This window comes from Mucilaginibacter xinganensis (assembly GCF_002257585.1).
GTDB classification, from domain to species: domain Bacteria; phylum Bacteroidota; class Bacteroidia; order Sphingobacteriales; family Sphingobacteriaceae; genus Mucilaginibacter; species Mucilaginibacter xinganensis.
The window spans coordinates 2,513,442-2,539,204 of the sequence record NZ_CP022743.1 but is presented as its reverse complement, the minus strand read 5'-3'; the positions used below and the strand labels follow the sequence as shown (position 1 = coordinate 2,539,204).

Sequence of the window (25,763 nt, the reverse complement as noted above, 5' to 3'; positions counted from 1 at the left end):
ACCATCATCACACTTACAACCTTTATTAACTTTTTTCAGCCAAATAAATAAGCGTTGATGAATTATCTCTTCTAAACAGGTTATTGGCTAATTCTTTTATCTGCCCGGCGGTTACCTGCAGATATTTTGCGGTTTCATGGTTTAGCAGCTCCGCATCGCCCAATAGCTCAAATGAAGCCAGGTTCATCGCCTTATCCAGTAATGACATTTCAGAAAATATCATCGTTGATTCGGTCTTGTTTTGAACCTTGGTCAACTCATCCGCAGGTATCGCTATCGTTTTTATTTTTTCCAGTTCATCCCAAATGGCAGCCTCGGCAGTTTCAATGCTGATATTTTCAAGGGGTTTGCCCTCAAAAACAAACATCCCTTTATCCAGGCTGCCTGTCATATACGCATGCACCTCGCTGAAGATCTGCTTTTCTTTCACCAGGCTACGGTACAAACGCGATGAATTACCCCGCGACAGGATATCTGAAAGCAGTTCGGCCGCATAATAAGTTTCATCTAAACGACTGCCCATCTGAAAGGCTATATAAACATCATTCAGCGGCACTTTGGCGGTAACCGTTGCCCTGCGCTCATCATGCTGCTCCGGTTCCTGCGGCAGGTTGCGAAGGTATTTTTCTCCCGCCGGGATCGGGCCAAACCATTTATCAGACAGTTGTTTTACCTGCGCTAAAGTAAGATCTCCGCCAACAACCATAATGGCATTTTGCGGGTTATAATGCTTTTTAAAAAAAGCTTTTACATCCTCTATTTTTGCATCTTCAATATGCTTAAGTTCCTTGCCTATGGTTGCCCATTGGTAAGGGTGTTTTTTATAAACCATTGGGCGCAGCTTTAACCAAACATCGCCGTAGGGCTGGTTTAAATAGCGTTGTTTAAACTCCTCTATCACTACGTTTCGTTGCACTTCAAGGCTTTTCTCGCTAAAGGCAAGGCTAAGCATCCGGTCACTTTCCAGCCAAAAAGCTGTTTCAATATTTGCCGATGGCAGCGTAATGTAATAATTGGTAATATCGTTACTGGTGAAAGCGTTGTTTTCGCCGCCTACACGCTGCAAAGGCTCATCGTAGCTGGGAATGTTTACCGAGCCGCCAAACATCAGGTGTTCAAATAAGTGCGCAAAGCCGGTTTGTTCGGGGTCTTCGTCGCGGGCGCCAACATCATAAAGGATGTTAAGCACAGCCATTGGAGTGGTATGGTCTTCATGCACAAGAACGCGCAAACCATTATCTAAAGTAAATCGGTTGAATTTAACCATTTGTAAATTTTCAATTAACGGATAGCAAATGTAGAGTTTTTGTTGATTGACAGTATAATTTGAAAATTTGTTTTATTTGATGATTTGAAAATTACAAACCAATTAATTTCATCAACTTTCAATTGGACAAACCTTCAAATTTTCAAATCAATAAATGACCTCAAAAGAGGACCCGGTAAAGCAAATTACAAATTCACGGGAAAAACCTGAAGCGTTCCATTTTTGTACACGGAACACCCGGAACAAAGTGAAACATACTGATTATCAATTACTTAAGTATCAATCAAGGATTAAATAGATATAAGTTCCTTATAATCAGCATGTTCCACCTTTGGGTTGATTATCATTACTCCACAGTACTAGTGTTAAAGCAACAGGCTTAAGTCAAAATTCGATATTTATGCCATAGAACTAAAGACTTTCCACTTAAGGTTAGGCTTCCGGTTTATCATCCCGGTGAAGATTATCACTCACTTGGTCGTGGTTTAATTTTGCCTGGATGGCTGATGAACTGTCATTGGCATAAGTACCAAAAGCATTAACCAATACACCCTTTAAGTTGTATTTTTTTGAAGTAACCGCATATACTATAACATTATCATCAGGATTACTGGCACCTTCAAAACGGTAGAACTCATCAATCTCAATATCGTCCGCCGTCATGTGGATATTTTTCTCCTTATCGTCAATGGTATCGCCTTCCAAACTAAGGTTTTCGGTGTACCCTCTTTTCATCAAATCGTTAGTGGCTTCCACTAAATTGTTATATGTTATCATGGTTAAGTTTGTATAAGTAGAGTTATGTTGCTTTTATAACCGTAAAACACGCGGGTTGTTTACTTTTTTGATGATTTGCCATGATTAGTTACATTGGTTAAAAGACTAATTCATCATTTTCCCCGGCGGTGCTGAGCAGGCTTCTGCACCATTTGTACATTATTATCTTAATAAATCAGTTTTTATGTATCTTAGTTTCAATTACCAAAACCTCCTATGAAAACCTGTAAAATACTTATTACCTGCGCATTTCTTTTCTGTGTTAAAATAAATGCAGCTGCACAATCTCCGTCAGATATCAGCGAAAAGATCAGGCGTGTTGAACAAAACCTGCTTCCAAACATCCAAACCGGGAACGAGGGACCTATGACCATACAGGACAGGATGGCATTTTACAAGGTACATGGCGTAAGTATTGCGGTTATTCACAATTACAAGCTGGAGTGGGCCAAAGGGTACGGCTATGCAGACGACAGCCTGAAACTGGCGGTAACACCGCAAACACTCTTCCAGGCGGCATCCATCAGTAAATCAATAAATTCCGTTGGGGTGCTCAAACTGGTGCAGGATAAAAAGATTGATCTTTATACCGACATCAACACTTATTTAACCACGTGGAAATTTCCTTATGATTCACTTTCTAAAAACAAAAAGATAACGGTTGCTAACTTATTGAGCCATACGGGTGGATTGACGGTGCATGGTTTTGGAGGTTACGAAAAAGGGGAGCCACTGCCCACAATCCCGGAAATCCTCGATGGTAAAAAGCCGGCCAATTCAGATGCCGTACGCTCCATGTATGCACCGGGAATAAAGTCCGAATATTCAGGTGGGGGTATTACCATTTCACAACAGATAGTGATGGATGTTACGCATCAGCCGTATGATAAATTCATGTACGACAATGTGTTGAAACCATTGGGGATGACCAGCAGTACCTATGCCCAGCCGCCTGTTAATAATAAGCCCTGGCTACTGGCGACGGCCTACCGCGACAACGGAAAGGCGTTAAAAGGGAAGTATCACATTTATCCGGAGCAGGCAGCGGCAGGCTTGTGGACCAATCCTACCGACCTGTCAAAGTACATTATAGAAACACAACTGGCTTTAAAGGGAACATCTAAAAAGGTGCTTGATCAGCAAACCACAAGATTAAGATTAACTCCATACATTGATAAAAATGCAGCATTGGGCGTTTTTATTGACAGTTTACAGGACGGTGTGAAGTATTTTGAGCATGGCGGAGCAAACGAAGGCTTTAGGTGCCAGTATTACGGTAGAATGGAAGGCGGCAATGGCGTGGTAGTAATGGTAAATTCAGATAACGGCAATATTATGAGCGAGATTGTTAATAGTGTTGCCAATGTTTATGACTTTAAGGGATTAAACCGCTCAAAAGTGAGAAAAGAAGTAGCAGTAGCCGACACCACCCTGCAAAAGTATACCGGTAAATATGAACTTGCCCCGGGTTTTATTTTAACCGTGACCCGAGAAGGTAACAGCTTGTTTGGGCAGGCAACAGGGCAGGGAAAGATACAGCTCTATGCAGAAAGCAACAATAAATTCTTTTTAAAAGTGGTTGACGCCGAAGTTGAGTTTGTAAAAGATGATAAGGGGCAAATAACCAAAGCAGTCCTTTATCAAAACGGGATTCACGACGCTAAAAAGATTGAGTGAAACATTTGAATTTCTGCTATAGCATATAGAAAACTAAATCACATTAGCTAACCTTAAACAAAAGCTAATCAAATGCAAGCATTGAGTGATACCTGAAAAGATTGAAATTATTAATAAAGAATAACATTCCGTTGCCATTTAAATACACAACAATTTACAATCAGTTTTAACTCACAAAGATCACCTAAAAGCATTCTTTGTGAGGTAGGATTTGCCCGCGCTATTTTAATTATTGGGCGTTTTTTGAAGATATATGATGGTCAGGCCGCTTGTTTTACCGGAGCCTGTTTAGTGTTACGTGCTTTAAAACGTTCAAGGTCTTGCTGCAATAAAGCTTTCAATTCAAGGTCAATTGCTTTTAACATTACGATGGTTTTTGTTGAAGTTTTCATGGTTAAGTTTTTAGTTATTTTGTACAATACCAACCTTGTGCCATTGTAATTATAACATCACCAAAAATTCCATTTAAATTTAATTTTTTTCATACCGGAAGCTTTTTTTTCTGCAAATGGCTCAAAAGCACATTTTACAATGTTTACTTCAACACCCGGAGTGTATATAAAAACATCCACTGAAGATATTAAATTTATAGCATATCCGGGGAAAACTAAAAAGCCCCCCATATCGGATGCCTTTTTAGCTTATAGATTATTGTTGTACCGGCGGCGCCTGTTCAACCGGCTTTACGGGCTGAGGCTTTACAACTTCAGTTCTTGGCCTTGGCTGCACCGGCGGCTTTACCACCGGACGAGGTTGCTGCTGAATCGGCCTTGGCCGATCATCAGTTGACCGTTGTTGTACCGGCCTTGGCTGTTGTTGAACAGGTACAGGCTGTTGTTGCACAGGCCTTGGCTGCTGTTGAACAGGTACAGGCTGTTGTTGTACAGGCCGTGGCTGCTGTTGAACAGGTACAGGCTGTTGTTGTACAGGCCGTGGCTGCTGTTGAACAGGTACAGGCTGTTGTTGTACAGGCCGTGGCTGCTGTTGAACAGGTACAGGCTGTTGTTGTACAGGCCGTGGAATAGGTTGCCCTTGCTGTGGGTTAGGATTCGCCTGACCATTATTAGGCCTTGGATATTGCTGGTTTTGCTGCGGGTTGGGGGTTTGATGATTCCCTTCGCCGGTAACCGGCCGTGAATTTGGATTGCTCTGTTGCTGACCGGGATTTTGGTTATTCCCCCGTTCATTATTACCCCTTGGATATTGCTGCCCCTGCTGCGGGTTAGGGTTTACCTGGCCATTATTTGGCCTTTGATTTTGTTGATTGGGGTTACGGTGATCGCCACGATCAAAACTTACCACACGTGCTGGTGCAGGTCTGTTACTGCCCTGGTCGGGGTTTTGTTTAATAACCGGCCTGTAAACATTTAGCTGGTTATTTGACAACGATTCTCCCGGCTTTTGGATAATGCCGATCCGCACCGGCCGTATTGTGGTATTGGTACGGTTTTCGACATCCACAACACGCGGACCACGGTTATAAGTAAAACCACGGTGACCATTACCACCATTGTTATTTCCGCTGCCATTATTATAGTTGTTGGTGGTATAGTTATTAATAATGGTTGTATTGTTAATAACAGTAACATTATTCCTGATAATATAGTTATTAATGTTCCTGCGATTCATATAACCGGCGTGTACATAACTCCAGTCTTCGTTTCGCGGCCTCCAGCCGTTGTTATATCCTCCATTTGGAGATAAAGGTGCCCAGCCGTAATAATCGCCGCTTTGCCCCCAGGTAACCCACGCGGGTGCCCATTCGCTGCCGGGCATCCAAAGCCAGCCGTAACCGCCGTCATAAAACCATCTTCCGTAATGGAACGGCGCCCATCCCCAGCTGTAATTTGACACCCATGTCCATCCATCTTCGCTGTAAACCCAATTGCCGTTGGTATCATAAGGCCTAAAATCCCCGTCAACGTTTGGCTGCCAAACGTATCCAAAGTCAGGGTAATCTATCCATTGACCGTAAGGGCTAAGCTCATCATAAAACACCTGGTCAGTTACCGGCTGCTGTACATATTGCGACTGATCGTTATAAACCGGCTGCGGATTACTGCTATATATGATAGGTGAGCAGGAACTTATCATTGCTGCCACCGGAATTATATAAAATATCTTTTTCATGATAAAGGCTGTTTAATATGTATATAATAATTTCTATATACATATGACAGGCACAAAATTATTAAGTTTAACCGTTGCTAATAATTATTATTCATATTTAATCGGGAAAACCAGCAACGCTGCAGCGTTTAACACTTTTATAAATTCTGCAGGTGTAAAAAAGGCGTAGTTTGGGTTTATACTACACTTTTAAGTTACAATCAGGGAGCAATAGCAGCAGATCTACTTTCGACTCGTCATCAACTGTTTTAACATATTTATTCCCCTGCGGGCATATCGCAGGTATAAGGTAGGTTTTATTGCCTTTATCATCTGTAACGTAAGCCTCACCGTTCCCGTTTTTAATCCAGTCATGAATAAGGGTACGTTCGGTTACGCCAGTAACATTTATTCGTTCATTTATCCATTCAAAATAATCAATTGCTAAATAAGGGTTATCGCTACTGTCTTCATCTTTCTTAATACAAATTATTCGTACAGCCATTTCTAAAGTGTTTAGTTAATCAGGTACTGTAAAAATAGATCAAACAGATAAACCGGCTTTGAGTATTTACCCGCCATTTTAATACGTAAAACTACGTATTGTCCTGCGCCGCATAACCCTCATTTAATTTCATAGAAATAAATTATTTCACAAGGCAACCATATCTACAATACAACCGTGATAGCTATGTAACATTTATTAAATCCAGCGCATATGAAAAAGCAGCTTATTTATTTATCATTGATAGTTTTTGCCGGCATATTAGTTATGTACGGTTGCTCATCAAACAAGGCCAAGGTAAACCCTACCCCCTCTTCCCCTGCCGCTACTGTGTCCATACAAAATTTCGCTTTTGATCCGGCAACAGTAACTATCAAGGTTGGCAGTTCAGTAACATGGACCAATATGGATACCGCTCCACACACTGCCACTGATCTGGGCAATGCGTTTGATAGCGGCAGCCTTGCAACCGGTAAAACCTTCAATTTCACATTTAATGCCGCAGGTACTTACACATACCATTGCCTGATTCATTCAATGATGAAAAATGCAACAGTTATTGTAACTAATTAACCAAAAGACGTTTTTGTGTAAGTGGGGTAAAAAAGGGATACTGCGGAACACCGCAGCATCCCTTTATAATTTAAGCATGACCGTAAAATCCAATGGTGAAACTAAAATTTTATCTTTCGCATCAAATTGTTCTTTTAAATTTACATACACCGGAACGCTTACGCCGCTAACCGGCACCTGGTTAAGTTTAATTTTCTCTGTTTTGGTAACAGGTCATTTAATTACAAAATGATTTACGCCATACCGGGGAGTTTCGTCCTGATAAAAAAGCAGTGAATAATTTCTCTGTTTTCAACTTAAAATTGATTCAGGCATTTTATTTATAATTCACATCCCAGTTAATCAAACCGTTACCTGTGGGATGTAAAGTAATCTTTCTTATTTCGCCATCCTTTTCATTTTTTACCACGGACGCGTTTTTTAGTGTAACGTCTCCAAAATTAAATCCGCTATTTTCATGGATATAAATAACATAATCATCATTTAAAACTGCCTGGCTTATGCCGGACAAGCTATTATTCTTCCATTGCACATTGGTTAGCTCCAGCCCTCCGCAACTGATATGCCTGTTTGTAGCCATTATTTGCGGATGATCTTGTTTTTCCCTGAAACAAAACACCTGGCAGTTAAAAACGGTATCAATTGTACCCGGAGTAAACTGCGTTTTAAATGTACCTTCAAAATGCTTTGTCCAAAATTCAAATACCAGGTATTCTTTTTTGTCATCCAGTCCAAGATCTTTAAAAGGCAGTATTTTATCCCTTTCATCTACGCGCCCGAGTACTATCCAATTTTCAAACGGCTTATTCAGTTCCAGTTCAAACAATCCGGTAGTTGTTGTGCTGCTGGCGTCAAAAGGCCTGGGCCCGCTTCCGCTCATCTCAACATCAGCCTGGCTGATTAACGCCGACCGCGATGGATCAACGTCATAAACCTGGCCCGGCTGGGTGTATAATACCGGGATAGACCGGCGGGCGGCCTCAATAAACGGCGAGTTTTTATAGATGCCGGGTTTGTCGGTAAGCATAAAAAGCGAACCTGTTAGCGATGTAGCAGCGCAACTGCGATAAGCTTCTTTTTGACTTAACACAATATGATCAGGGTCGTTCCGCCAAATAATATTGTTGTACGAATTAAATTGAGCCAAACCTGCATAACTATAACCATCATTACCTATCCTGCACCCGTCAACAAGTCCCACAAGTTCCGGTCGAATCCCCCAGCATGCCAATAGAAATTTTCCTTTTCCGGCTTTCTCCCTTACCTCTCTCACTACATTCCTATAGGCGTCGTTTCTATCAGCGTTTTTTTCGGTAAAATAATTTTTAAACGAATTATAGCCTTCATATTTCAAATGGCGCAAAGCGTCGAGCTTAAAATAATCAAACCCATCATCATTTAAACCCTGGTAAACAGGGCTTATCAATTGCGCAATAGTTTGTGGATTACTGCCATCCATCACGTAACCTACCCAGTTACCCAAAGCTGGTTGTCCTTTTTCATCCTTTACAAAAAGCGCTTTATTTTTATAAGCATCGGCAGAATCGGCAAAGGCCACGTTTGTCCAGATTCCGGGAATCAATCCTTTCGATTTAATATAGGCAGCCAGGCTTTTTAGGCCGGCAGGAAATTTCTGATTAGGCTTAAGCCAGGTATGCGGCAAACCAATTGGCACCGTTTGATAGCCGTCATCCATCTGCAGGTATTCAAGCCCGAAAGGTTTTAACTTTTCACTGATCACATCGGCAGTTTCTTTTATATCCGCCTCCGTTATTTTATCAAAATAAGCAAACCAGCTGCACCACCCTACAACCGGTTTTTTCCATACAGCATAAGCTGATGGTTTAAAATTAGAAAGCCCACGGTGTTTCTGGTAATATTGTGGCCTAAAACGGATAACAATTTCCCATCCATTTGCAGTGAGGCTATAATTATGATCGTCTTTTGGAGTGATTTTTACCTTGGGATAAACTTTATCAATAGAGAGTAACCAATCGTCTTTCCGTTCATATACCGCATTATTTATTAAACTACTGCTTTTGCCTACTACATGCCTTACTATATTTATATGGTTATCGGCAGGCTCACTCTCGCATGCAATTGCCTCATCACTCGTAAACACTGTAGCACTTAATTGAATAGCTTTAAAATTATTACTGGTTATGGTAATGGTTTGATACATACAGCCATTCACCGTTTCATTTTGCCGGCGAAATAAATAGGTGGAATGGGATGCTGATATCCCGGCAGAAAAAATTACTGAATTATTGTATTTAATCAAAAGGGAATCTCCTTTATGATCGATAGTGGCAAAACCTTGCCCAAATGAGTAAATTGTGAAAATTGAAAAAATCAGTGATAGAAAATATTTTTTCATTAGAATTTAGATGATTAGACAGGTTTAATTATCAAACTTAAAATTTAATTTAAAAACCACAAACACCAGCTGTATTATTAATTACCTGTTTCAGTAACGCTGCGTAAGTTAAAAATACTGCACTTCAGTAAAGCGCAAATTATCATATTTTAATAAATTAAGATATTTTATTACCAAATCATCATTTTTTGGAGTTATAAATATTATACCATTTAGAAAAATTTAAAAATTTTAAGATATTTTTAATTCAAACCTGCATTTAGTAACTTCGTAGTTGCACCATTTATAAACTTTTATTAAGACAATGGATCAAGCTGAAAGCCAACAGGGCCTTTACCGGCCAGAATTTGAACACGACTCGTGCGGTACCGGATTTATTACTAACATTAACGGTCATAAAAGTTACCAGATAATTGATGATGCACTCACCATGCTCGAGAACATGGAACATCGCGGCGCTTGCGGCTGCGACCCTGATTCGGGTGATGGCGCGGGAATTTTAATACAATTGCCCCATGAATTTTTCATGGAAGAGTGCTCAGACCTGGAAATAAGTTTACCTGAGCCGGGCGAGTACGGTGTGGGGATGATATTTTTCCCAAAAGAATCAGCGCTTAAAAAAGCCTGTAAAAACATCATTGATAATGCGGTTGAAAAATTAGGACTGCATACGCTGGGTTATCGTAAAATAACCACCAACTCATCTGTTATTGGTGAAACCGCCCGCAGGGCCGAACCAAATGTTGAACAGATCTTTATTTTAAGGCCGCATAACATTACCAATGTAGATGATTTTGAACGCAAACTGTACATACTGAGGCGTTATATTAATAAAACGGTTTCTGAAACCATTAATGCTGCAACTGAGCATTTTTATTTCACATCGCTTTCCTGTAAAACCATCGTTTACAAGGGCCAGTTAACCACTTACCAGCTGCGTAAATATTTTACAGACCTTTCTGATCCACGGATCGCGTCCGGCTTTGCCATGATCCACTCGCGCTTCTCAACCAATACGTTTCCATCGTGGAAGTTGGCGCAGCCTTTCAGGCTGATTGCCCACAACGGTGAAATTAATACACTTACCGGTAACTTAAACTGGTTTTATTCCGGTTTAAAATCATACGCTTCAGCCTATTTCACCAACGAGGAAATGGAAATGCTGTTGCCGGTAATTGACAACAATCAGTCTGACTCTGCATGCCTTGATAATATAATTGAAATACTGCAGCATACAGGCCGTTCATTACCGCACGTAATGATGATGCTGATCCCCGAAGCGTGGGATGGTAATGAGCAGATGGACCCAATTAAAAAGGCATTTTACGAGTTCCACGCAACTTTGATGGAGCCATGGGACGGACCTGCTGCAATTACCTTTACCGATGGCAAACTGGTAGGTGCACTGCTTGACAGGAATGGGCTGCGCCCGCTACGTTTTGTGATCACTAATGATGGCCGTGTTATTGCCGCGTCAGAAGCTGGCGTACTTAACCTTGATGAGAGCCTTGTATTGCGCAAAGGCCGCCTGCAACCGGGGAAAATGTTATTGATAGATACCGAAAAAGGTATGATCATTACGGATGAAGAGATCAAACAGCAAATTGCATCGCGCCAGCCTTATGGCCGTTGGCTGGAAAATTATAAAATAAGATTAGGTGAGCTTGCGGAGCCACGTTTGGCTTTCGCCAGTTTATCTGAAGCATCCGTGTTCCGTTACCAGCAGGTTTTCGGATATACCCGTGAAGATATTGATACCATTATTAAGCCAATGGCTTTAGACGGTAAGGAACCGATAGGCTCAATGGGTACCGATGTTCCGCTGGCTATCTTGTCTGATAAGCCGCAGCACCTTTCAAGCTATTTTAAACAATTTTTCGCGCAGGTAACCAACCCGCCTATCGATCCGATTCGAGAGCGTTTGGTAATGAGCCTTTCAACCTTTATAGGTAACAATGGCAACTTGCTTGACGAGGATAAAATGCACTGCCATTGCGTGGTATTGCAGCACCCTATCCTAAAAAACCATCAGCTTGAAAAATTGCGCAGTATTGATACCGGCATGTTCCATGCTAAAACACTGCAGACTTATTATAATGCCGACGGCATGCCCGGATCGCTGGAAAGAGGTATAGCAAGGCTATGCCGCTATGCGGAAGATTCAGTTGATGATGGTTTTGAAGTATTGATACTATCAGACCGTGCTATTGATTCGGAACATGCGCCAATACCATCATTATTGGCGGTATCTGCTGTACATCATCACCTCATTAAAAAAGGACGCCGTGGCTCAGTTGGGCTGGTTGTTGAAACCGGCGATACCTGGGAAGTGCACCACTTTGCCTGTTTGCTTGCCTTTGGCGCAACCGCAATTAACCCGTACCTGGCACTTTCAACCATTGAAACATTGAAAAACAATGGCAGCCTTGAAACCAGCCTTGATCTGAAAACGCTTTATAAAAACTACGTAAAATCTGTTAACGACGGCTTGCTGAAGATCTTCTCAAAAATGGGAATCTCAACGCTGCAGTCATATCACGGTTCGCAGGTTTTTGAAATACTGGGGATTAATCAGGCTGTTGTTGATAAATACTTTACAGGTGCCGTGACCCGCATTGGTGGCTTAGGCCTTGATGAAATTGCCCGCGAATCATTATGCAAGCACAAAATAGGCTTTGGCGGTTCAAGTTCCGGCGCGCATTTATTGCCCGAGGGTGGTATTTACCAGTGGAAACGCCGTGGCGAACAACACTTGTTTAACCCAACAACCGTACACTTATTACAACACGCTACCCGCAGCAACAACTACCAGGTATATAAAGAATACGCTAAAGCTATAAATGAGCAAAGCGAAAAGCATTTCACCATCCGTGGATTGCTCGATTTTGCTCATCACCGCGAGGCTATAGCTATTGACGAGGTTGAACCTGCCGAAAATATCATGAAGCGCTTTGCAACAGGCGCTATGTCGTTCGGTTCCATTTCGCACGAGGCGCACAGCACAATGGCTATTGCCATGAACCGCATAGGCGGCAAAAGCAATACCGGCGAGGGCGGCGAAGACGAATTACGGTATGAATTGATGCCTAACGGCGATTCCATGCGTTCGGCTATTAAACAGGTGGCATCTGCCCGTTTTGGGGTTACCTCAAACTATTTGACCAATGCCGATGAACTGCAGATAAAAATGGCTCAGGGTGCAAAACCGGGCGAAGGCGGCCAGTTGCCGGGTCATAAAGTTGACGACTGGATTGCAAAAACACGTCACTCAACGCCGGGTGTTGGCTTAATATCGCCGCCACCGCATCATGATATTTATTCTATTGAGGATTTGGCCCAGCTGATCTTCGACCTTAAAAATGCTAACCGTGCTGCGCGCATCAACGTTAAGCTGGTATCAAAAGCCGGCGTAGGCACTATAGCGGCAGGTGTTGCCAAAGCCCACGCCGATGTTATTTTGATTGCCGGTTATGATGGCGGTACAGGTGCCTCTCCTATCAGCTCCGTTAAACACGCCGGTTTACCCTGGGAGCTCGGATTAACCGAAGCACATCAAACACTGGTGCGTAACAAACTGCGCAGCCGCGTGGTCCTGCAAACAGACGGTCAGCTAAAAACCGGTCGTGACCTTGCTATAGCAGCCTTAATGGGCGCCGAAGAATGGGGTGTTGCCACCGCAGCTTTGGTTGCAGGCGGCTGTATAATGATGCGTAAGTGTCATTTAAATACCTGCCCTGTGGGAGTTGCTACACAAGACCCAGAGTTAAGGAAACTTTTCTCGGGCAAGCCGGAACATGTGGTTAACCTTTTCCGCTTTATGGCAGAAGAGTTACGCGAGATAATGGCTGAGCTGGGCTTCCGGACCATTAATGAAATGGTTGGCCGGGTACAGTTCCTGAAGGTAAAAGATGGCCTTAAAAACTGGAAAGCACAAAAGATCGATCTTTCAGGTATTTTGCACCCGGTAAATAATCCTAAGGAGGTTACGCTTTACAACAGCGAAAAACAAGATCATGGTATGGATGCCATTCTTGACTGGCAGTTGCTAGCAGCCGCAAAACCTGCACTGGAAGACAAGACACCTGTATTCGCAACCTTTGATGTGAAAAATGTTGACCGTACAATAGGTACCTTGTTATCAAACGAGATCTCGAAAATATATGGGTCTGCCGGGTTACCGGATAACACCATCAATTATAAGTTTAAAGGCTCGGCAGGGCAAAGTTTTGGTGCGTTTGCTACCAAAGGCATTTCGTTTGAACTGGAAGGCGAAGCAAATGATTATGTAGGCAAAGGCTTATCAGGTGCACAGCTGGCCATCTATCCGTCAGAAAAAGCAACTTTTACACCCGAAGATAACATCATTATTGGCAACGTAGCCCTGTATGGCGCTACATCAGGCGAGATGTTTATCAGGGGTATGGCCGGCGAACGTTTTGCTGTGCGTAACTCAGGCGCTACCACTGTTGTTGAAGGTATCGGCGACCACGGTTGCGAATACATGACGGGTGGCTTTGCTTTGATATTAGGCGAAACAGGCCGCAACTTTGCTGCCGGCATGAGTGGCGGTATTGCATGGATCTATAATCCAAACAATACTTTTGCTGAAAACTGCAACACCGAAATGGTAGATCTTGATCCCCTGTCTATCCGGGATGAAGAGCAAATAATTGCATTGCTGCATAAACACATTCACCTGACAGGCAGTAAGGTGGCACAAAAATTACTTAAAAACTGGAACATCGCCTCAACTCAGTTTGTAAAAGTATATCCAAGAGAGTACAAAAAAGTTTTAGAGAAATTACAATATCAAACTATCAGCTAATGGGAAAACCAACAGGATTCCAGGAGTTTAACAGAGAGCTTCCCGCAAAAACGCCGGTTACAGAACGTGTTAAAAACTATAATGAGTTTGTACACGCCTATTCCGACGAAAAATTAAACCAGCAGTCGGCCCGTTGTATGAATTGCGGCATTCCGTTCTGTCATTCAGGCTGCCCGCTGGGCAACATCATCCCTGAATTTAACGATGCCGTATATCGCAAAAAATGGGAAGAAGCTTACAACATACTTTCCTCAACCAATAACTTCCCGGAGTTTACCGGCAGGATTTGCCCTGCTCCGTGCGAGTCGGCTTGTGTGCTTGGCATAAACAAACCTGCGGTTGCTATTGAAGAAATTGAAAAACACATTATTGAAATAGCTTATTCAAAAAACCTGGTTAAACCAACCGCTCCACTTGTTAAAACAGGCAAAAGCGTTGCCGTTGTAGGTTCAGGCCCGGCAGGTTTAGCCGCCGCCGCGCAGCTGAGCAAAGCAGGTCATGCAGTTACGGTATATGAACGTGATGACCGCGCAGGCGGCTTGTTACGTTACGGCATCCCCGACTTTAAGCTTGAAAAATGGGTAATTGACCGCCGCCTGGAGGTGATGGAAAAAGATGGTGTTGAATTTAAATACAATACCGAAGTGGGTAAAGATATTTCTGCCGATGAGATCGTTCGCAATAATGATGCGGTTATCATAGCAGGTGGCTCAACTATCCCGCGAAACCTTAATATCCCAGGCAGGGAATTAAAAGGAATTTATTTTGCGATGGACTTTTTAAAGCAGCAAAATAAACGCGTTAGCAATATTGAGGTTACTGCCGAAGACATTTTAGCCACAGGCAAGGATGTAATAGTAATTGGCGGTGGTGATACCGGTTCTGACTGTGTTGGCACTTCAAATCGCCAGGGTGCACGTTCTATTAAGCAATTTGAGGTAATGATGCAGCCGCCGGTGCAACGTACCGAGCACATGCCATGGCCAACTTACCCGATGGTGTTGAAAACCACCAGCAGCCACGAAGAAGGTGCTGACCGTTACTGGGGTATTAATACCGAAGAATTTTTAGGTGACGAAGACGGCAACCTGCGTGCGATCAGGGTAAACGAGGTAAGCTGGGAACTGGATGTAATGGGAAGGCCAATTAAATTTAACAAAGTTGAAGGTTCAGAACGGGAAATACCATGCCAGCGTATTTTCCTTGCCATGGGCTTCTTAAACCCACAATACGAAGGAATGATAGAGAGCCTGGGTATTGAGCTTGACCCGCGTAAAAATGTTAAAGCTACCGAAGGTGCTTACCGTACCAGCGTTAGCAAAGTTTTTGCTGCCGGCGACATGCGCCGCGGGCAATCACTCGTTGTATGGGCTATATCAGAAGGCCGGGAAGCTGCAAGAAAGGTGGACGAGTTCCTGATGGGGCATTCCCTGCTGGAAAGCAAGGATGCGGTGAACCAGTTTGAACAGGCGTTTTGAATTAGCGATTAGAGGCTGGAGATTAGAGATTAGCTTTTCTTATCATTTGGACTCGATAAAAAATCAATAAACAAATTAATGTAAACCGGATAGTGAAAGCTGTCCGGTTTTTTTGTTGTATAAAATTATTGGTGATGCGTTAATATTTAAAATAGTTATAAATAACTGAATATAAATACATTACACCTCATCTAACACTCTTCGGGATATTTGTATTTGTTTAAAGGCTTATAAAAACAAATTGTATCATCCCGGTATTATGAAATATGTAAAACCAGTGTACATTATCCCGTGCAAATGAAAGTAGGAATTGCCAGGTATTCGCGAATTTCTGTAATTAACTGATCGGAAAGGTTAGGTAGCGGTGTGGCAGTGAACCTATTGCTAATGTGGATATTGCCAATGAAGTATTTGCTTTAGGCGCTACAACAGTTTCTCTTAGCCTAAAGCTGTTTAGTTGGCCTGCCGGAAAATACCCCGTGGTGCTATCCAAATCTACACGCTTTTGAACTTAAGAGGAAATATACCTGCCTTTATCCTTACCCCGATGGTAAATATCACTAAAGCAATGCGCCTGACACGTTAGTTCTGGTTTAGCGCCATATAGGTCATAGATATTAAAAAATGTGATTATTTTGACACTGTTTGTGAAACATATAACTATGTTTGTCTGACTTAAACGTCAAACAAATTAGTTAAAAAAATGGCTATTAGAGACACCGGCACCGAGCAATTAATTAAGGATACTGCCAAACGAATATTCTTTTCAGAAGGCAAGTTTAATGCCACCACCCAGGACATTGCTGATGCAGCAGGCATCGCCAGGACGGTCATCAATTATTACTTTAGGTCCAAGGAAGCCTTATTTCAACAGGTATTCCAGGAAGCGATGGATGAAATGAAGCTGCGCTTAGAAGAAGTATTACTTTCCAAGCTACCATTCAAAAAAAAAATCGTCCGGTTTATTGATGTGTTTTCAGCAGAACTGCGTGAGTATCCCTATAAAGAAACGTTTATGATCAGCGAAATTAATGCCCACGGTTTTGTTATGCCCGAAAAGGAACCATCGCCGGCACTTCAATATTTTTTTAAGGAAATACAACAGGCGATAGACCGGGGCGAGATCAGGAAAATGTTGCCTGTGAATTTTATGCTCAACCTCCTCTCGCTGATCGCTTACCCTTTACTTACACGCCCTTTATTCAAGCAAATGCTGGAAATTACTGATATTAAATTTGAACAACTGATGCACGAAAGGAAGAAAATAATCGTCGAAATGCTGTTCACCTAATTTTTTTGCTTAAAAACTGACAAAAAAGTCAAACATAAATGTCAATTTAATATTTAACAAGACGCATAAAAAAAATGAAAATACAAACGTTCCAACACCTTGCTTTTTTAAGTTTAGCGCCCCTGCTGCTAATGGCCTGCGGAGGCTCTCAAACCCAGGCGGGAGGCCCGGGTGCAACTCAGCCACCTGCAAACTACCAGGTATTTACAATCGAAGCAAAAGATGCCACCTTAAGTAATGACTACCCGGCCACACTACAGGGAGAACAGAATATAGAGATCCGCCCGAAAATTGACGGCTTTGTGGAAGCCATTTATGTGGATGAAGGTACAGTGGTGAAAAAAGGGCAGTTGCTTTTTAAACTGAATGCCCCTCAATATCAGCAGGATGTAAATAATGCCATAGCGACGATAAATAGTGCTGAAGCGGAAGTTAAAAGCGCTCAGTTGCTAGTCAACAAAACCAAACCGCTGGTTGACAAAGATATCATCAGCCCTTATGAGCTGGAATCAGACCAGTTTGCGCTGAACACCAAAAAGGCTTCACTGGCCCAGGCCCGTACTTCCCTGGCAAATGCCAAAACCAATTTGGGCTATACTACCATTACCAGCCCGGTAAATGGGGTTATTGGTACACTGCCTTATAAAGTGGGTAGTTTAGTGACCAGCGCCACTACCAGTCCATTAACTACGGTATCAAATATTGATAAGGTATACGCTTACTTTTCCTTAAATGAAAAGCAATTGCTTGAGTTTTCAAGAACGGTAAAAGGCAGCACTCTTAAAGAAAAGATTGCCAATACCCCAGCTGTATCGCTCATCCTATCTGACGGATCGAACTACACCGAGCACGGCAAAGTGGAAACCATTGCCGGTTTAATTGATACCCAAACGGGGTCGGCCAGTTTCCGCGCCGCATTCCCTAATCCAATACGTTTACTGCGTAGCGGCAGCAGCGCCAGTGTGCGCATTCCGCAGCCGGTAAAAAGCGGCATATTTATTCCGCAGCGCTCGGCTTACGAACTGCAGGGCAAGCATTTTGTGTATGTTGTTGATCAGACCAATACGGTTAAAAGTGTTGAGGTACAGATTATGGACCTTTTAGCGGGACAATACTATGTTGTAACCGACGGCCTAAAAATTGGCGATAAGGTAGTATACGATGGCAACAGTTCACTGAAAGACGCCGCCCAAATAAAGCCCGAAGTTATGGGCGCCGACAAGGTTTACCAGGACTTAAAATAAGTTATTTCAAATCATTTAACATTAACCAACGTTATGTTACGCAAATTCATTGAACGGCCGGTGCTCTCAACCGTAATATCGGTCATTATCGTTATACTGGGTATATTGGGTTTAACCTCATTGCCCATCTCTCAATACCCCGAAATAGCGCCGCCAACGGTGCAAGTATCCACCTCGTATCAAGGGGCCAACGCTGACGTTGTGATGAGCAGTGTGATTGTGCCGCTTGAAGAACAGATCAACGGGGTAGAGAACATGACCTACATGACCTCTACCGCCAGTAATGATGGTTCAGCATCGATCACGATTTACTTTAAACTGGGAACCGACCCCGACCTGGCTGCTGTAAACGTACAGAACAGGGTATCAAAAGCGACCAGCCTTTTACCGGCTGAAGTGACTAAATCCGGCGTGACTACCAGTAAGCGGCAAAGCAGTATGGTGATGATTTTCTCCTTATACAGCGACAATAAATCATTCGACCAAACCTTTCTCCAAAATTACGCCAACATCAACCTGCTGCCACAGATCAAAAGGATTACCGGAGTGGGCGACGCCAGCGTATTCGGCACCCGCGATTACTCGATGCGGATTTGGCTGAAGCCGGATGTGATGGCCACCTACGGTTTAATTCCGGATGACATTAACACTGCGCTTGCCGATCAGAACGTGGAAGCGGCACCCGGGAAATTTGGCGAAAATGACAACCAGTCTTATCAGTACACTATTAAATACAAAGGCCGCTTAAAATCGGTTACCGAGTTTAACAATATCATTATCCGCGCAACCACCAGTGGCCAGGTTTTACGTTTAAAAGATGTGGCACGTGTTGAACTGGGTTCACAAACCTACTCTGGCAATACCAAAACCAACGGTATGCCATCAATAGGCATTGCCATTAACCAAACCGCCGGCTCCAACGCCCACGAGCTGATCAAGCAGTTGGAAAGCACTATTGCGGGCGCATCCAAGTCTTTCCCGCCGGGTATTAAATATACCTCTCTGCTAAATGCCAACGACTTTTTAGATGCCTCGATTGATAAGGTGATCCATACCCTCATTGAAGCTTTTATCCTGGTGTTTATTGTTGTTTTCGTCTTTTTACAGGATTTCCGGTCTACACTTATTCCGGCCATCGCCGTTCCGGTGGCTATCGTGGGCACATTCTTCTTTTTAAACCTTTTTGGCTTTACCATTAACCTGCTTACCTTGTTTGCCCTCGTGCTGGCTATCGGTATAGTAGTAGATGATGCTATTGTGGTAGTGGAGGCGGTGCATGCCAAGTTAGATGCAGGTGCGAAATCGGCTAAGGGCGCTACCATCGAGGCCATGAACGATATCAGCGGCGCTATTATTTCTATTACCTTAGTAATGGCGGCGGTGTTTGTCCCTGTGTCCTTTATCAGCGGTTCGTCGGGTGTATTTTATAAACAATTTGGTTTAACACTTGCTATCGCTATTATTATTTCGGCAGTAAATGCTTTAACACTCAGTCCGGCGCTCTGTGCCTTGTTGCTTAAACCGCATGCTGAAGGTGAGCATCACAAAACCACCTACAAGCAACGGTTTTATGATGCATTTAACACCGCATTTGAAACCGTTACCGGCAAATACAAAAGATCGGTGAGCTTTTTGATAGACAAAAAATGGCTGGCTGGTTTAGGTATAGCAGTTTTTACGGTTATTTTTTACATCCTGCTAAAAACTACCGCAACCAGCTTTGTGCCTAATGAGGATCAAGGAACATTGTTTGGAAACATAAGTTTACCTGCCGGTTCGTCATTAGAGCGCACAGCAGTTATTGCCGAACAGGTGGACGGTATTATCCGTAAACTACCCGAAGTACAAACTACCTTACGTATTACCGGGCAAAATTTCATAGCCGGTGCCGGCGGTTCATACGCTATGATCGTTGTCAAGTTAAAACCATGGGATCAGCGTACTGGAAAAGGCCAGGATATTAACAGCCTGACCGGTAAACTTTTCGGAATGACCGCAGGGATCAAAAATGCGCAGATCTTCTTTTTCGCCCCTCCAACATTACAGGGTTTTGGTAACAGCAGCGGCTTTGAGTTTCAGCTACAGGATAAAACCGGCGGCGAAATCAACAAATTCAGCGAGGTGAGCGGTAAATTTTTAGCAGCGCTGAATAAGCGCCCCGAAGTGCAATACGCCACAACTTCATTCAATATCAATTTTCCGCAATACCAGGTTGATGTTAACGTGGCTAAGGTCAAGGCTGCCGGTTTAACAGTGAGTAGCATACTGGTTACCCTGCAGGGTTATTACGGCGGCTTATACGCATCAAACTTTAACGAATTTGGTAAGCAATACCGGGTGATGATACAGGCCGATAATAGTTACCGTGGCTCACCGCAAGGCCTTAATAACATTTATGTGCGTAACAGTAATAACATTATGTCGCCCATATCCGAGTTTGTTTCGCTGAAACGCGTTTACGGCCCCGAAGCAATTAACCGCTTTAACCTTTTTACGTCCATTGCTGTACAGGGTTCTCCAAAGCCCGGCTACAGTTCAGGAGATGCAATTAAAGCTATTGGGGAGGTAGCCGCGCAAACTTTGCCTGCGGGTTACAGCTATGAATATTCGGGCCTTACCCGCGAGGAATTATCCAGCGGTAGCCAAACGATATTTATTTTTATGTTGTGTTTAATATTTGTTTATTTTTTATTGAGCGCGCAGTACGAAAGTTATATCCTGCCATTCGCAGTCTTATTTTCATTACCTATCGGGCTTGCAGGAGCATTCATCTTCGCCAAAATATTTGGTGTAGAAAACAACATCTACCTGCAGATCACTTTAATTATGCTCATTGGTCTGCTGGCAAAAAACGCTATCCTGATCGTAGAATTTGCGGTGGCCCGGCGCAGGCACGGACTAACATTGGTAAATGCCGCTATTGAAGGTGCCGTTGCCCGTTTAAGACCAATTTTAATGACCTCTTTCGCTTTTATTTTAGGTTTAATGCCGTTAATGTTTGCATCCGGCGCAGGTGCGGTAGGTAATCGTTCCATTGGTACAGGTGCCGTAGGTGGTATGTTGATCGGTACCCTGTTCGGCGTGTTTGTGATCCCGGTGCTGTTCATCATTTTTCAATCGCTTCAGGAAAAGATAAGCGGGCATCCTACAGCTACCATGCCAGAAGCTACCAGTGAACCAGCCATCTAATAATTTAAATCATGAAAACAAGAAACCAACCATATATCATCTTAGGATTAGCTGGCTTATTAGCCCTTTCATCCTGTAAAGTAAACAAAGTTTATGAACGCCCGGGCGAATTAAAAACAGTGAACCTGTATCGCGACAGCTTAAAAACGGATACGACCACGATGGCAAGCCTGCCATGGCGCTCATTGTTTGCTGATACTATACTCCAAAATTTAATACAGGAAGGGATCAATAACAATCTTGATCTGAAAACGGCCGTGCTTAAAATTGCTGAAGCACAGGCCACCTTAAGGGCCAGTAAGGCGGCTTATCTGCCTTCTTTGGATGCTGGCGTACAAGTCACCAAGGCTAAGTCATCGCAGGCAGCGTTGAACTTCCCCGCAGGTAGTGGTATTAATTTAAATACCACTACCTATCAGGCATCGTTAAATGCCAGTTGGGAAGTTAATATATGGGGACAATTGAGCAGTTTAAAGCGCCAGGCATTAGCCAATTTTTTAAAAAGCGATGCTTCTAAGCGTGCGGCGCAAACACAGTTGATTGCTGATATTGCCAATTATTATTACAACCTCTTATCTTACGATCAGCAGTTGCGCATTACCGAAGAAACGGTACAAAACCGGATAAAGGATGTGGAAACCATGAAAAGTCTTAAGCAGGGAGCTATTGTAAATGGTGCGGCGGTAGTGCAAAGCGAAGCCAACCGTTATGCTGCCGAGGTATCTATCCCTGATTTGAAACAAAGCATCCGCGAAATTGAGAATGCCTTGTGCATCCTGTTAGCCCGGGCTCCGGGCCCAATTAAAAGAGGCGTTCTTGCGGATCAGGTACCAATTAAGCAATTAAATATCGGTTTATCAGCGCAATTACTCAGTAACAGGCCCGATGTGCAGGCATCAGAGTATGCTTTCCGCTCGGCGTTTGAGAATACCAATGTGGCACATTCTTACTTTTATCCAACGCTTACCATTACCGCCAGTGGTGGCTTATCTAGTTTGCAGTTGAAAAACTTTTTTGACAATTCTATTTTTTACAATCTGGTAGGCGGCCTAACACAGCCAATATTTAACAAAGGTCAAAATAAAGCCCGTTACCGTATAGCGCAGGCGCAACAAAAGGAAACGTTTAATACTTTTCAGCAAACGCTGCTAACTGCTGGTCAGGAGGTGTCAAATGCACTGAATTCCTATGAAAATGCTATTAGTAAGCAACAAATACGCGACAAGCAAATTGCCGCTTTGACCAAATCTGTCGACTACACCAACGAACTGCTACGTTACAGTTCGGCTACTAATTATACCGATGTATTAACTTCAGAGCAAAGCCTGTTAGCCGCGCAGTTAAGTGGGGTAAATGATCGTTTACAGGAACTACAAGCCATTGTTAATTTATACAGGGCATTGGGTGGAGGCTGGCAGTAATAACAGGCAAAAGCTACTGCCTGCTTAAACCAATGCATTCTTATGCTACTGAGAAGTGCGAATAGAAATGAGAGTGCCTTTTTATAAAATGGATATTTTTTTTATTCTTCAAGTTCCAGGTATGTGGCTTGCATCAGATAATCAGCCGCCAATGTACCTGTCTTTAAAAGAGTCAAAAAACGTATCGAAACATTATTCGCACAGTTTTGTGATCAATTTATACCAAAAGAAATTATGCCAAGTTTGTCGCTGGTATAACACTAGGAATTTAAAATGGGATAGTCATTATTTGATCTGACAACTTATAAAAACACCAAACTGTCAGATCAAATAATGACTATTACATTTAACTAAACATTATACCCTTATTTTTCAACCTTATCCAGCAAGTCTTCATTTAAAAACACAAACTGGTTGTCGAACATATCGAGCTTGATCTTGCTCTCTTTATCCACCTTCCCGGCAAGAATCTGTTTTGAAAGTTCATTCAGGATCTTTTTCTGAATCACCCGCTTCAGCGGCCTTGCGCCAAATTGCGGATCGTAACCCAACTGTGCCAGCCAGTCCAAAGCTTCGTCTGATGCATCCAGGGTGATACCCATTTCGGCCAGTGTTTGCTGTACCTGTTTAAACTGAAGTTTAACAATATCGGTTATTTCATCACGGGTAAGCGGGGTGAACATAATGATCTCATCAATCCTGTTCAAAAACTCCGGACGGATTGTTTTTCTTAACAGGTCAAACAGCTGGTTCTTGGTTTTAGCAACCACCTCATCCCTATTGCTGTCCTGCAGCTCCTGGAAGTTATCCATTATCAGGTTTGATCCGATGTTGGAAGTCATGATAATGATGGTATTTTTAAAATTTACAACGCGGCCTTTGTTATCGGTTAAACGGCCATCATCCAATACCTGCAACAATATATTAAACACATCGGGATGCGCTTTTTCAATCTCATCAAGCAACACCACACTGTATGGTTTACGGCGCACAGCTTCGGTTAACTGGCCACCTTCATCGTAGCCCACATAGCCCGGAGGCGCTCCAATCAGTCTTGAAACAGCATGCCGTTCCTGATATTCGCTCATGTCTATCCTCACCAAAGCACCTTCATCGTTAAATAAATATTCGGCAAGAGCCTTAGCCAGTTCGGTTTTACCAACGCCGGTAGTCCCAAGGAAGATGAATGAGCCTATCGGCTTGCGTTTATCCTGTAACCCGGCACGGCTGCGGCGGATAGCATCGCTTATAGCTTCGATGGCTTCCTCCTGCCCTGCTACACGTTTATGCAGCTCATCCTCCAGGTGCAATAACTTTTCACGTTCGCTCTGGATCATCTTTGAAACCGGGATGCCCGTCCAGCGTGAAACCACACCGGCAATATCATCAGCGGTAACTTCTTCCTTCAGCATGCGGCTATCGCTCTGGTTTTCAAGTAAGGCCTTTTTCAGGTCTTCAACTTGCTGTTGTGCTTTCACTATGGTACCGTAGCGCAACTCTGCAACCTTCCCGTAATCTCCCGCGCGTTCGGCCTGCTCAGCTTCCAGCTTGTAGTTCTCTATCTGTTCCACCTTCTGGTTAATGCCGTCAACAAGGTCCTTTTCGCCCTGCCATTTGGCACGTAGTGAATCACGCTCGGCAGACAGGTTCGCTATTTCCTCGCTTAATTCTTTGACTTTTTTGTCATCGTGCTCACGTTTTATGGCTTCACGTTCAATTTCCAGCTGCATGATCCGGCGTTCCAGCTCATCAACAACCTCAGGAACCGAGTCCATTTCCAAACGCAGCTTGGAAGCGGCTTCATCCATCAGGTCGATGGCCTTATCAGGCAAAAACCTGTCTGAAATATAACGCTGTGACATTTCAACCGCTGCAATAATAGCCTCGTCTTTAATTCTCACCTTGTGGTGGGTTTCATAACGTTCTTTCAACCCGCGTAAAATAGAAATCGCGTCAGCGGTGTCCGGTTCATCTACCAGCACCATCTGAAAGCGGCGCTCAAGGGCCTTATCTTTTTCAAAAAACTTTTGGTACTCATTTAATGTTGTTGCACCAATCGCTCTCAGTTCGCCGCGGGCAAGTGCCGGCTTTAAAATATTAGCGGCATCCATTGCACCTTCGCCACCGCCTGCGCCAACCAGCGTATGAATCTCATCAATAAACAGGATGATCTCACCATCGGCCTGGGTAACTTCTTTAATAACTGCTTTTAACCGCTCCTCAAACTCGCCTTTATACTTTGCCCCGGCAATCAAAGCGCCCATATCAAGCGAATAAACAGTTTTTGTTTTTAAACTCTCCGGTACATCTCCTTTAATTATCCTAAAGGCTATACCTTCGGCAATGGCTGTTTTACCAACACCTGGCTCGCCGACAAGTATAGGGTTGTTCTTGGTTCGGCGTGACAGGATTTGGATAACCCGCCTGATCTCTTCATCACGGCCAATTACCGGGTCGAGCTTTCCTGATTCGGCATATTCATTTAAATTCCTTGCGTACTTATTTAAAGCATTATAGGTTGCTTCCGCATTTTGGTCGGTCACTTTGTTATCGCCGCGTAAACTTACAATAGCTTTTTTAAGGTCTTTTTCATTTACACCATAATCCTTTAATGCTGTACTGGTTTTATCATTAACAGATAAAATGCCCAGCAAAATATGCTCAACAGATACAAACTCATCCTTAAACTCCTTAAGGTATGCTGTTGCTTTTTGCAAAGCTGAATTTGAACCGGATGACAGGTAAACGTTGCTGCCGCTAACTTTTGGAAATGAAGCGATCTGCTCATCCAACGTAACGTTTAAACGGTTCAGGTTGACGTTCAGTTTTTTGAGCAAATATGAGATTACGTTTTCATCAACCAATAGTAATCCTTTAAGCAGGTGCGCAGTTTCAATGGCCTGCTGCTGGTTCCCAGAGGCAATTTCCGAAGCCTTTTGGACTGCTTCCTGGGCTTTTATGGTAAAATTGTTAAAATTCATAGCGATGTATTTTGTTTTAAATGGGCCGAAAGGGCAACTTTATCTACCC

General features: G+C 43.1%; 16 protein-coding genes. 9 read left to right on the top strand and 7 right to left on the bottom strand.

Features of this window, described 5'->3' with window-relative positions:
- Positions 1–25: 25 nt before the first annotated feature.
- A complete protein-coding gene (locus MuYL_RS10965; protein WP_094570611.1) occupies positions 26–1,267 on the bottom strand; it encodes a M16 family metallopeptidase in 1,242 nt (413 codons plus the stop codon).
- A 432-nt stretch (positions 1,268–1,699) separates the two neighbouring features.
- Positions 1,700–2,044, bottom strand: a complete 345-nt coding sequence (locus tag MuYL_RS10960) for a phosphoribosylpyrophosphate synthetase (RefSeq protein WP_094570610.1) — start codon at positions 2,042–2,044, stop codon at positions 1,700–1,702.
- A gap of 216 nt (positions 2,045–2,260) precedes the next feature.
- Between MuYL_RS10960 and MuYL_RS10955 the strand changes: the two genes are divergently transcribed.
- Positions 2,261–3,721 carry a serine hydrolase gene (locus MuYL_RS10955; protein WP_094570609.1) on the top strand — a complete coding sequence of 487 codons (1,461 nt, stop codon included), beginning with the start codon at positions 2,261–2,263 and terminating at the stop codon, positions 3,719–3,721.
- Positions 3,722–3,981: 260 nt separating this feature from the next.
- Here MuYL_RS10955 and MuYL_RS23745 read toward each other — a convergent pair whose 3' ends face one another.
- From MuYL_RS23745 to MuYL_RS10945, 3 genes are all read right to left on the bottom strand, one after another.
- Positions 3,982–4,113, bottom strand: coding sequence for a hypothetical protein (locus MuYL_RS23745; RefSeq protein WP_262493681.1), 132 nt, complete (start codon positions 4,111–4,113; stop codon positions 3,982–3,984).
- A gap of 256 nt (positions 4,114–4,369) precedes the next feature.
- A complete protein-coding gene (locus MuYL_RS10950; RefSeq protein ID WP_094570608.1) occupies positions 4,370–5,851 on the bottom strand; it encodes a DUF6600 domain-containing protein in 1,482 nt (493 codons plus the stop codon).
- 181 nt (positions 5,852–6,032) lie between these two features.
- Positions 6,033–6,335 (bottom strand): DUF3892 domain-containing protein, encoded by a 303-nt coding sequence (locus MuYL_RS10945; RefSeq protein ID WP_094570607.1) that lies wholly within the window; start codon positions 6,333–6,335, stop codon positions 6,033–6,035.
- A 213-nt stretch (positions 6,336–6,548) separates the two neighbouring features.
- Between MuYL_RS10945 and MuYL_RS10940 the strand changes: the two genes are divergently transcribed.
- Complete coding sequence (locus tag MuYL_RS10940; protein ID WP_094570606.1) at positions 6,549–6,908, top strand: cupredoxin domain-containing protein; 360 nt, start codon at positions 6,549–6,551, stop codon at positions 6,906–6,908.
- 316 nt (positions 6,909–7,224) lie between these two features.
- Here MuYL_RS10940 and MuYL_RS10935 read toward each other — a convergent pair whose 3' ends face one another.
- Positions 7,225–9,285: a glycoside hydrolase family 36 protein gene (locus tag MuYL_RS10935; protein WP_094570605.1), complete on the bottom strand. Its 2,061-nt coding sequence runs from the start codon at positions 9,283–9,285 to the stop codon at positions 7,225–7,227.
- A gap of 304 nt (positions 9,286–9,589) precedes the next feature.
- Between MuYL_RS10935 and gltB the strand changes: the two genes are divergently transcribed.
- The 7 genes from gltB (at position 9,590) to MuYL_RS10905 (ending at position 22,733) form a co-directional block, all read left to right on the top strand.
- On the top strand, positions 9,590–14,110 hold the full coding sequence (gltB, locus tag MuYL_RS10930) for a glutamate synthase large subunit (RefSeq protein ID WP_094570604.1): 4,521 nt from the start codon (positions 9,590–9,592) through the stop codon (positions 14,108–14,110).
- Complete coding sequence (locus MuYL_RS10925) at positions 14,110–15,588, top strand: glutamate synthase subunit beta (RefSeq protein WP_094570603.1); 1,479 nt, start codon at positions 14,110–14,112, stop codon at positions 15,586–15,588. Before gltB ends, MuYL_RS10925 begins: the two co-directional genes overlap by 1 nt.
- 175 nt (positions 15,589–15,763) lie before the next feature.
- Entirely contained in the window at positions 15,764–15,889 is a 126-nt protein-coding gene (locus tag MuYL_RS23860; RefSeq protein WP_394339001.1) for a DUF4372 domain-containing protein, read from the top strand.
- A gap of 402 nt (positions 15,890–16,291) precedes the next feature.
- Positions 16,292–16,879: a TetR/AcrR family transcriptional regulator gene (locus tag MuYL_RS10920; RefSeq protein WP_094570602.1), complete on the top strand. Its 588-nt coding sequence runs from the start codon at positions 16,292–16,294 to the stop codon at positions 16,877–16,879.
- 74 nt (positions 16,880–16,953) lie between these two features.
- On the top strand, positions 16,954–18,123 hold the full coding sequence (locus tag MuYL_RS10915) for an efflux RND transporter periplasmic adaptor subunit (protein ID WP_094570601.1): 1,170 nt from the start codon (positions 16,954–16,956) through the stop codon (positions 18,121–18,123).
- Between the two features lie 33 nt (positions 18,124–18,156).
- On the top strand, positions 18,157–21,312 hold the full coding sequence (locus MuYL_RS10910; protein ID WP_094570600.1) for an efflux RND transporter permease subunit: 3,156 nt from the start codon (positions 18,157–18,159) through the stop codon (positions 21,310–21,312).
- 11 nt (positions 21,313–21,323) lie between these two features.
- Complete coding sequence (locus tag MuYL_RS10905) at positions 21,324–22,733, top strand: efflux transporter outer membrane subunit (protein WP_094570599.1); 1,410 nt, start codon at positions 21,324–21,326, stop codon at positions 22,731–22,733.
- Between the two features lie 365 nt (positions 22,734–23,098).
- Here the strand turns inward: MuYL_RS10905 and clpB are convergent, their stop codons facing one another.
- Positions 23,099–25,714, bottom strand: coding sequence for an ATP-dependent chaperone ClpB (gene clpB / locus MuYL_RS10900; RefSeq protein ID WP_094570598.1), 2,616 nt, complete (start codon positions 25,712–25,714; stop codon positions 23,099–23,101).
- Positions 25,715–25,763 lie beyond the last annotated feature (49 nt).

Bases quoted from the DNA above. Each gene is read 5' to 3' on its own strand.
- MuYL_RS10965 (WP_094570611.1), bottom strand. From the start codon at position 1,267: ATGGTTAAATTCAACCGATTTACTTTAGATAATGGTTTGCGCGTTCTT.
- MuYL_RS10960 (WP_094570610.1), bottom strand. From the start codon at position 2,044: ATGATAACATATAACAATTTAGTGGAAGCCACTAACGATTTGATGAAA.
- MuYL_RS10955 (WP_094570609.1), top strand. From the start codon at position 2,261: ATGAAAACCTGTAAAATACTTATTACCTGCGCATTTCTTTTCTGTGTT.
- MuYL_RS23745 (WP_262493681.1), bottom strand. From the start codon at position 4,113: ATGAAAACTTCAACAAAAACCATCGTAATGTTAAAAGCAATTGACCTT.
- MuYL_RS10950 (WP_094570608.1), bottom strand. From the start codon at position 5,851: ATGAAAAAGATATTTTATATAATTCCGGTGGCAGCAATGATAAGTTCC.
- MuYL_RS10945 (WP_094570607.1), bottom strand. From the start codon at position 6,335: ATGGCTGTACGAATAATTTGTATTAAGAAAGATGAAGACAGTAGCGAT.
- MuYL_RS10940 (WP_094570606.1), top strand. From the start codon at position 6,549: ATGAAAAAGCAGCTTATTTATTTATCATTGATAGTTTTTGCCGGCATA.
- MuYL_RS10935 (WP_094570605.1), bottom strand. From the start codon at position 9,285: ATGAAAAAATATTTTCTATCACTGATTTTTTCAATTTTCACAATTTAC.
- gltB (WP_094570604.1), top strand. From the start codon at position 9,590: ATGGATCAAGCTGAAAGCCAACAGGGCCTTTACCGGCCAGAATTTGAA.
- MuYL_RS10925 (WP_094570603.1), top strand. From the start codon at position 14,110: ATGGGAAAACCAACAGGATTCCAGGAGTTTAACAGAGAGCTTCCCGCA.
- MuYL_RS10920 (WP_094570602.1), top strand. From the start codon at position 16,292: ATGGCTATTAGAGACACCGGCACCGAGCAATTAATTAAGGATACTGCC.
- MuYL_RS10915 (WP_094570601.1), top strand. From the start codon at position 16,954: ATGAAAATACAAACGTTCCAACACCTTGCTTTTTTAAGTTTAGCGCCC.
- MuYL_RS10910 (WP_094570600.1), top strand. From the start codon at position 18,157: ATGTTACGCAAATTCATTGAACGGCCGGTGCTCTCAACCGTAATATCG.
- MuYL_RS10905 (WP_094570599.1), top strand. From the start codon at position 21,324: ATGAAAACAAGAAACCAACCATATATCATCTTAGGATTAGCTGGCTTA.
- clpB (WP_094570598.1), bottom strand. From the start codon at position 25,714: ATGAATTTTAACAATTTTACCATAAAAGCCCAGGAAGCAGTCCAAAAG.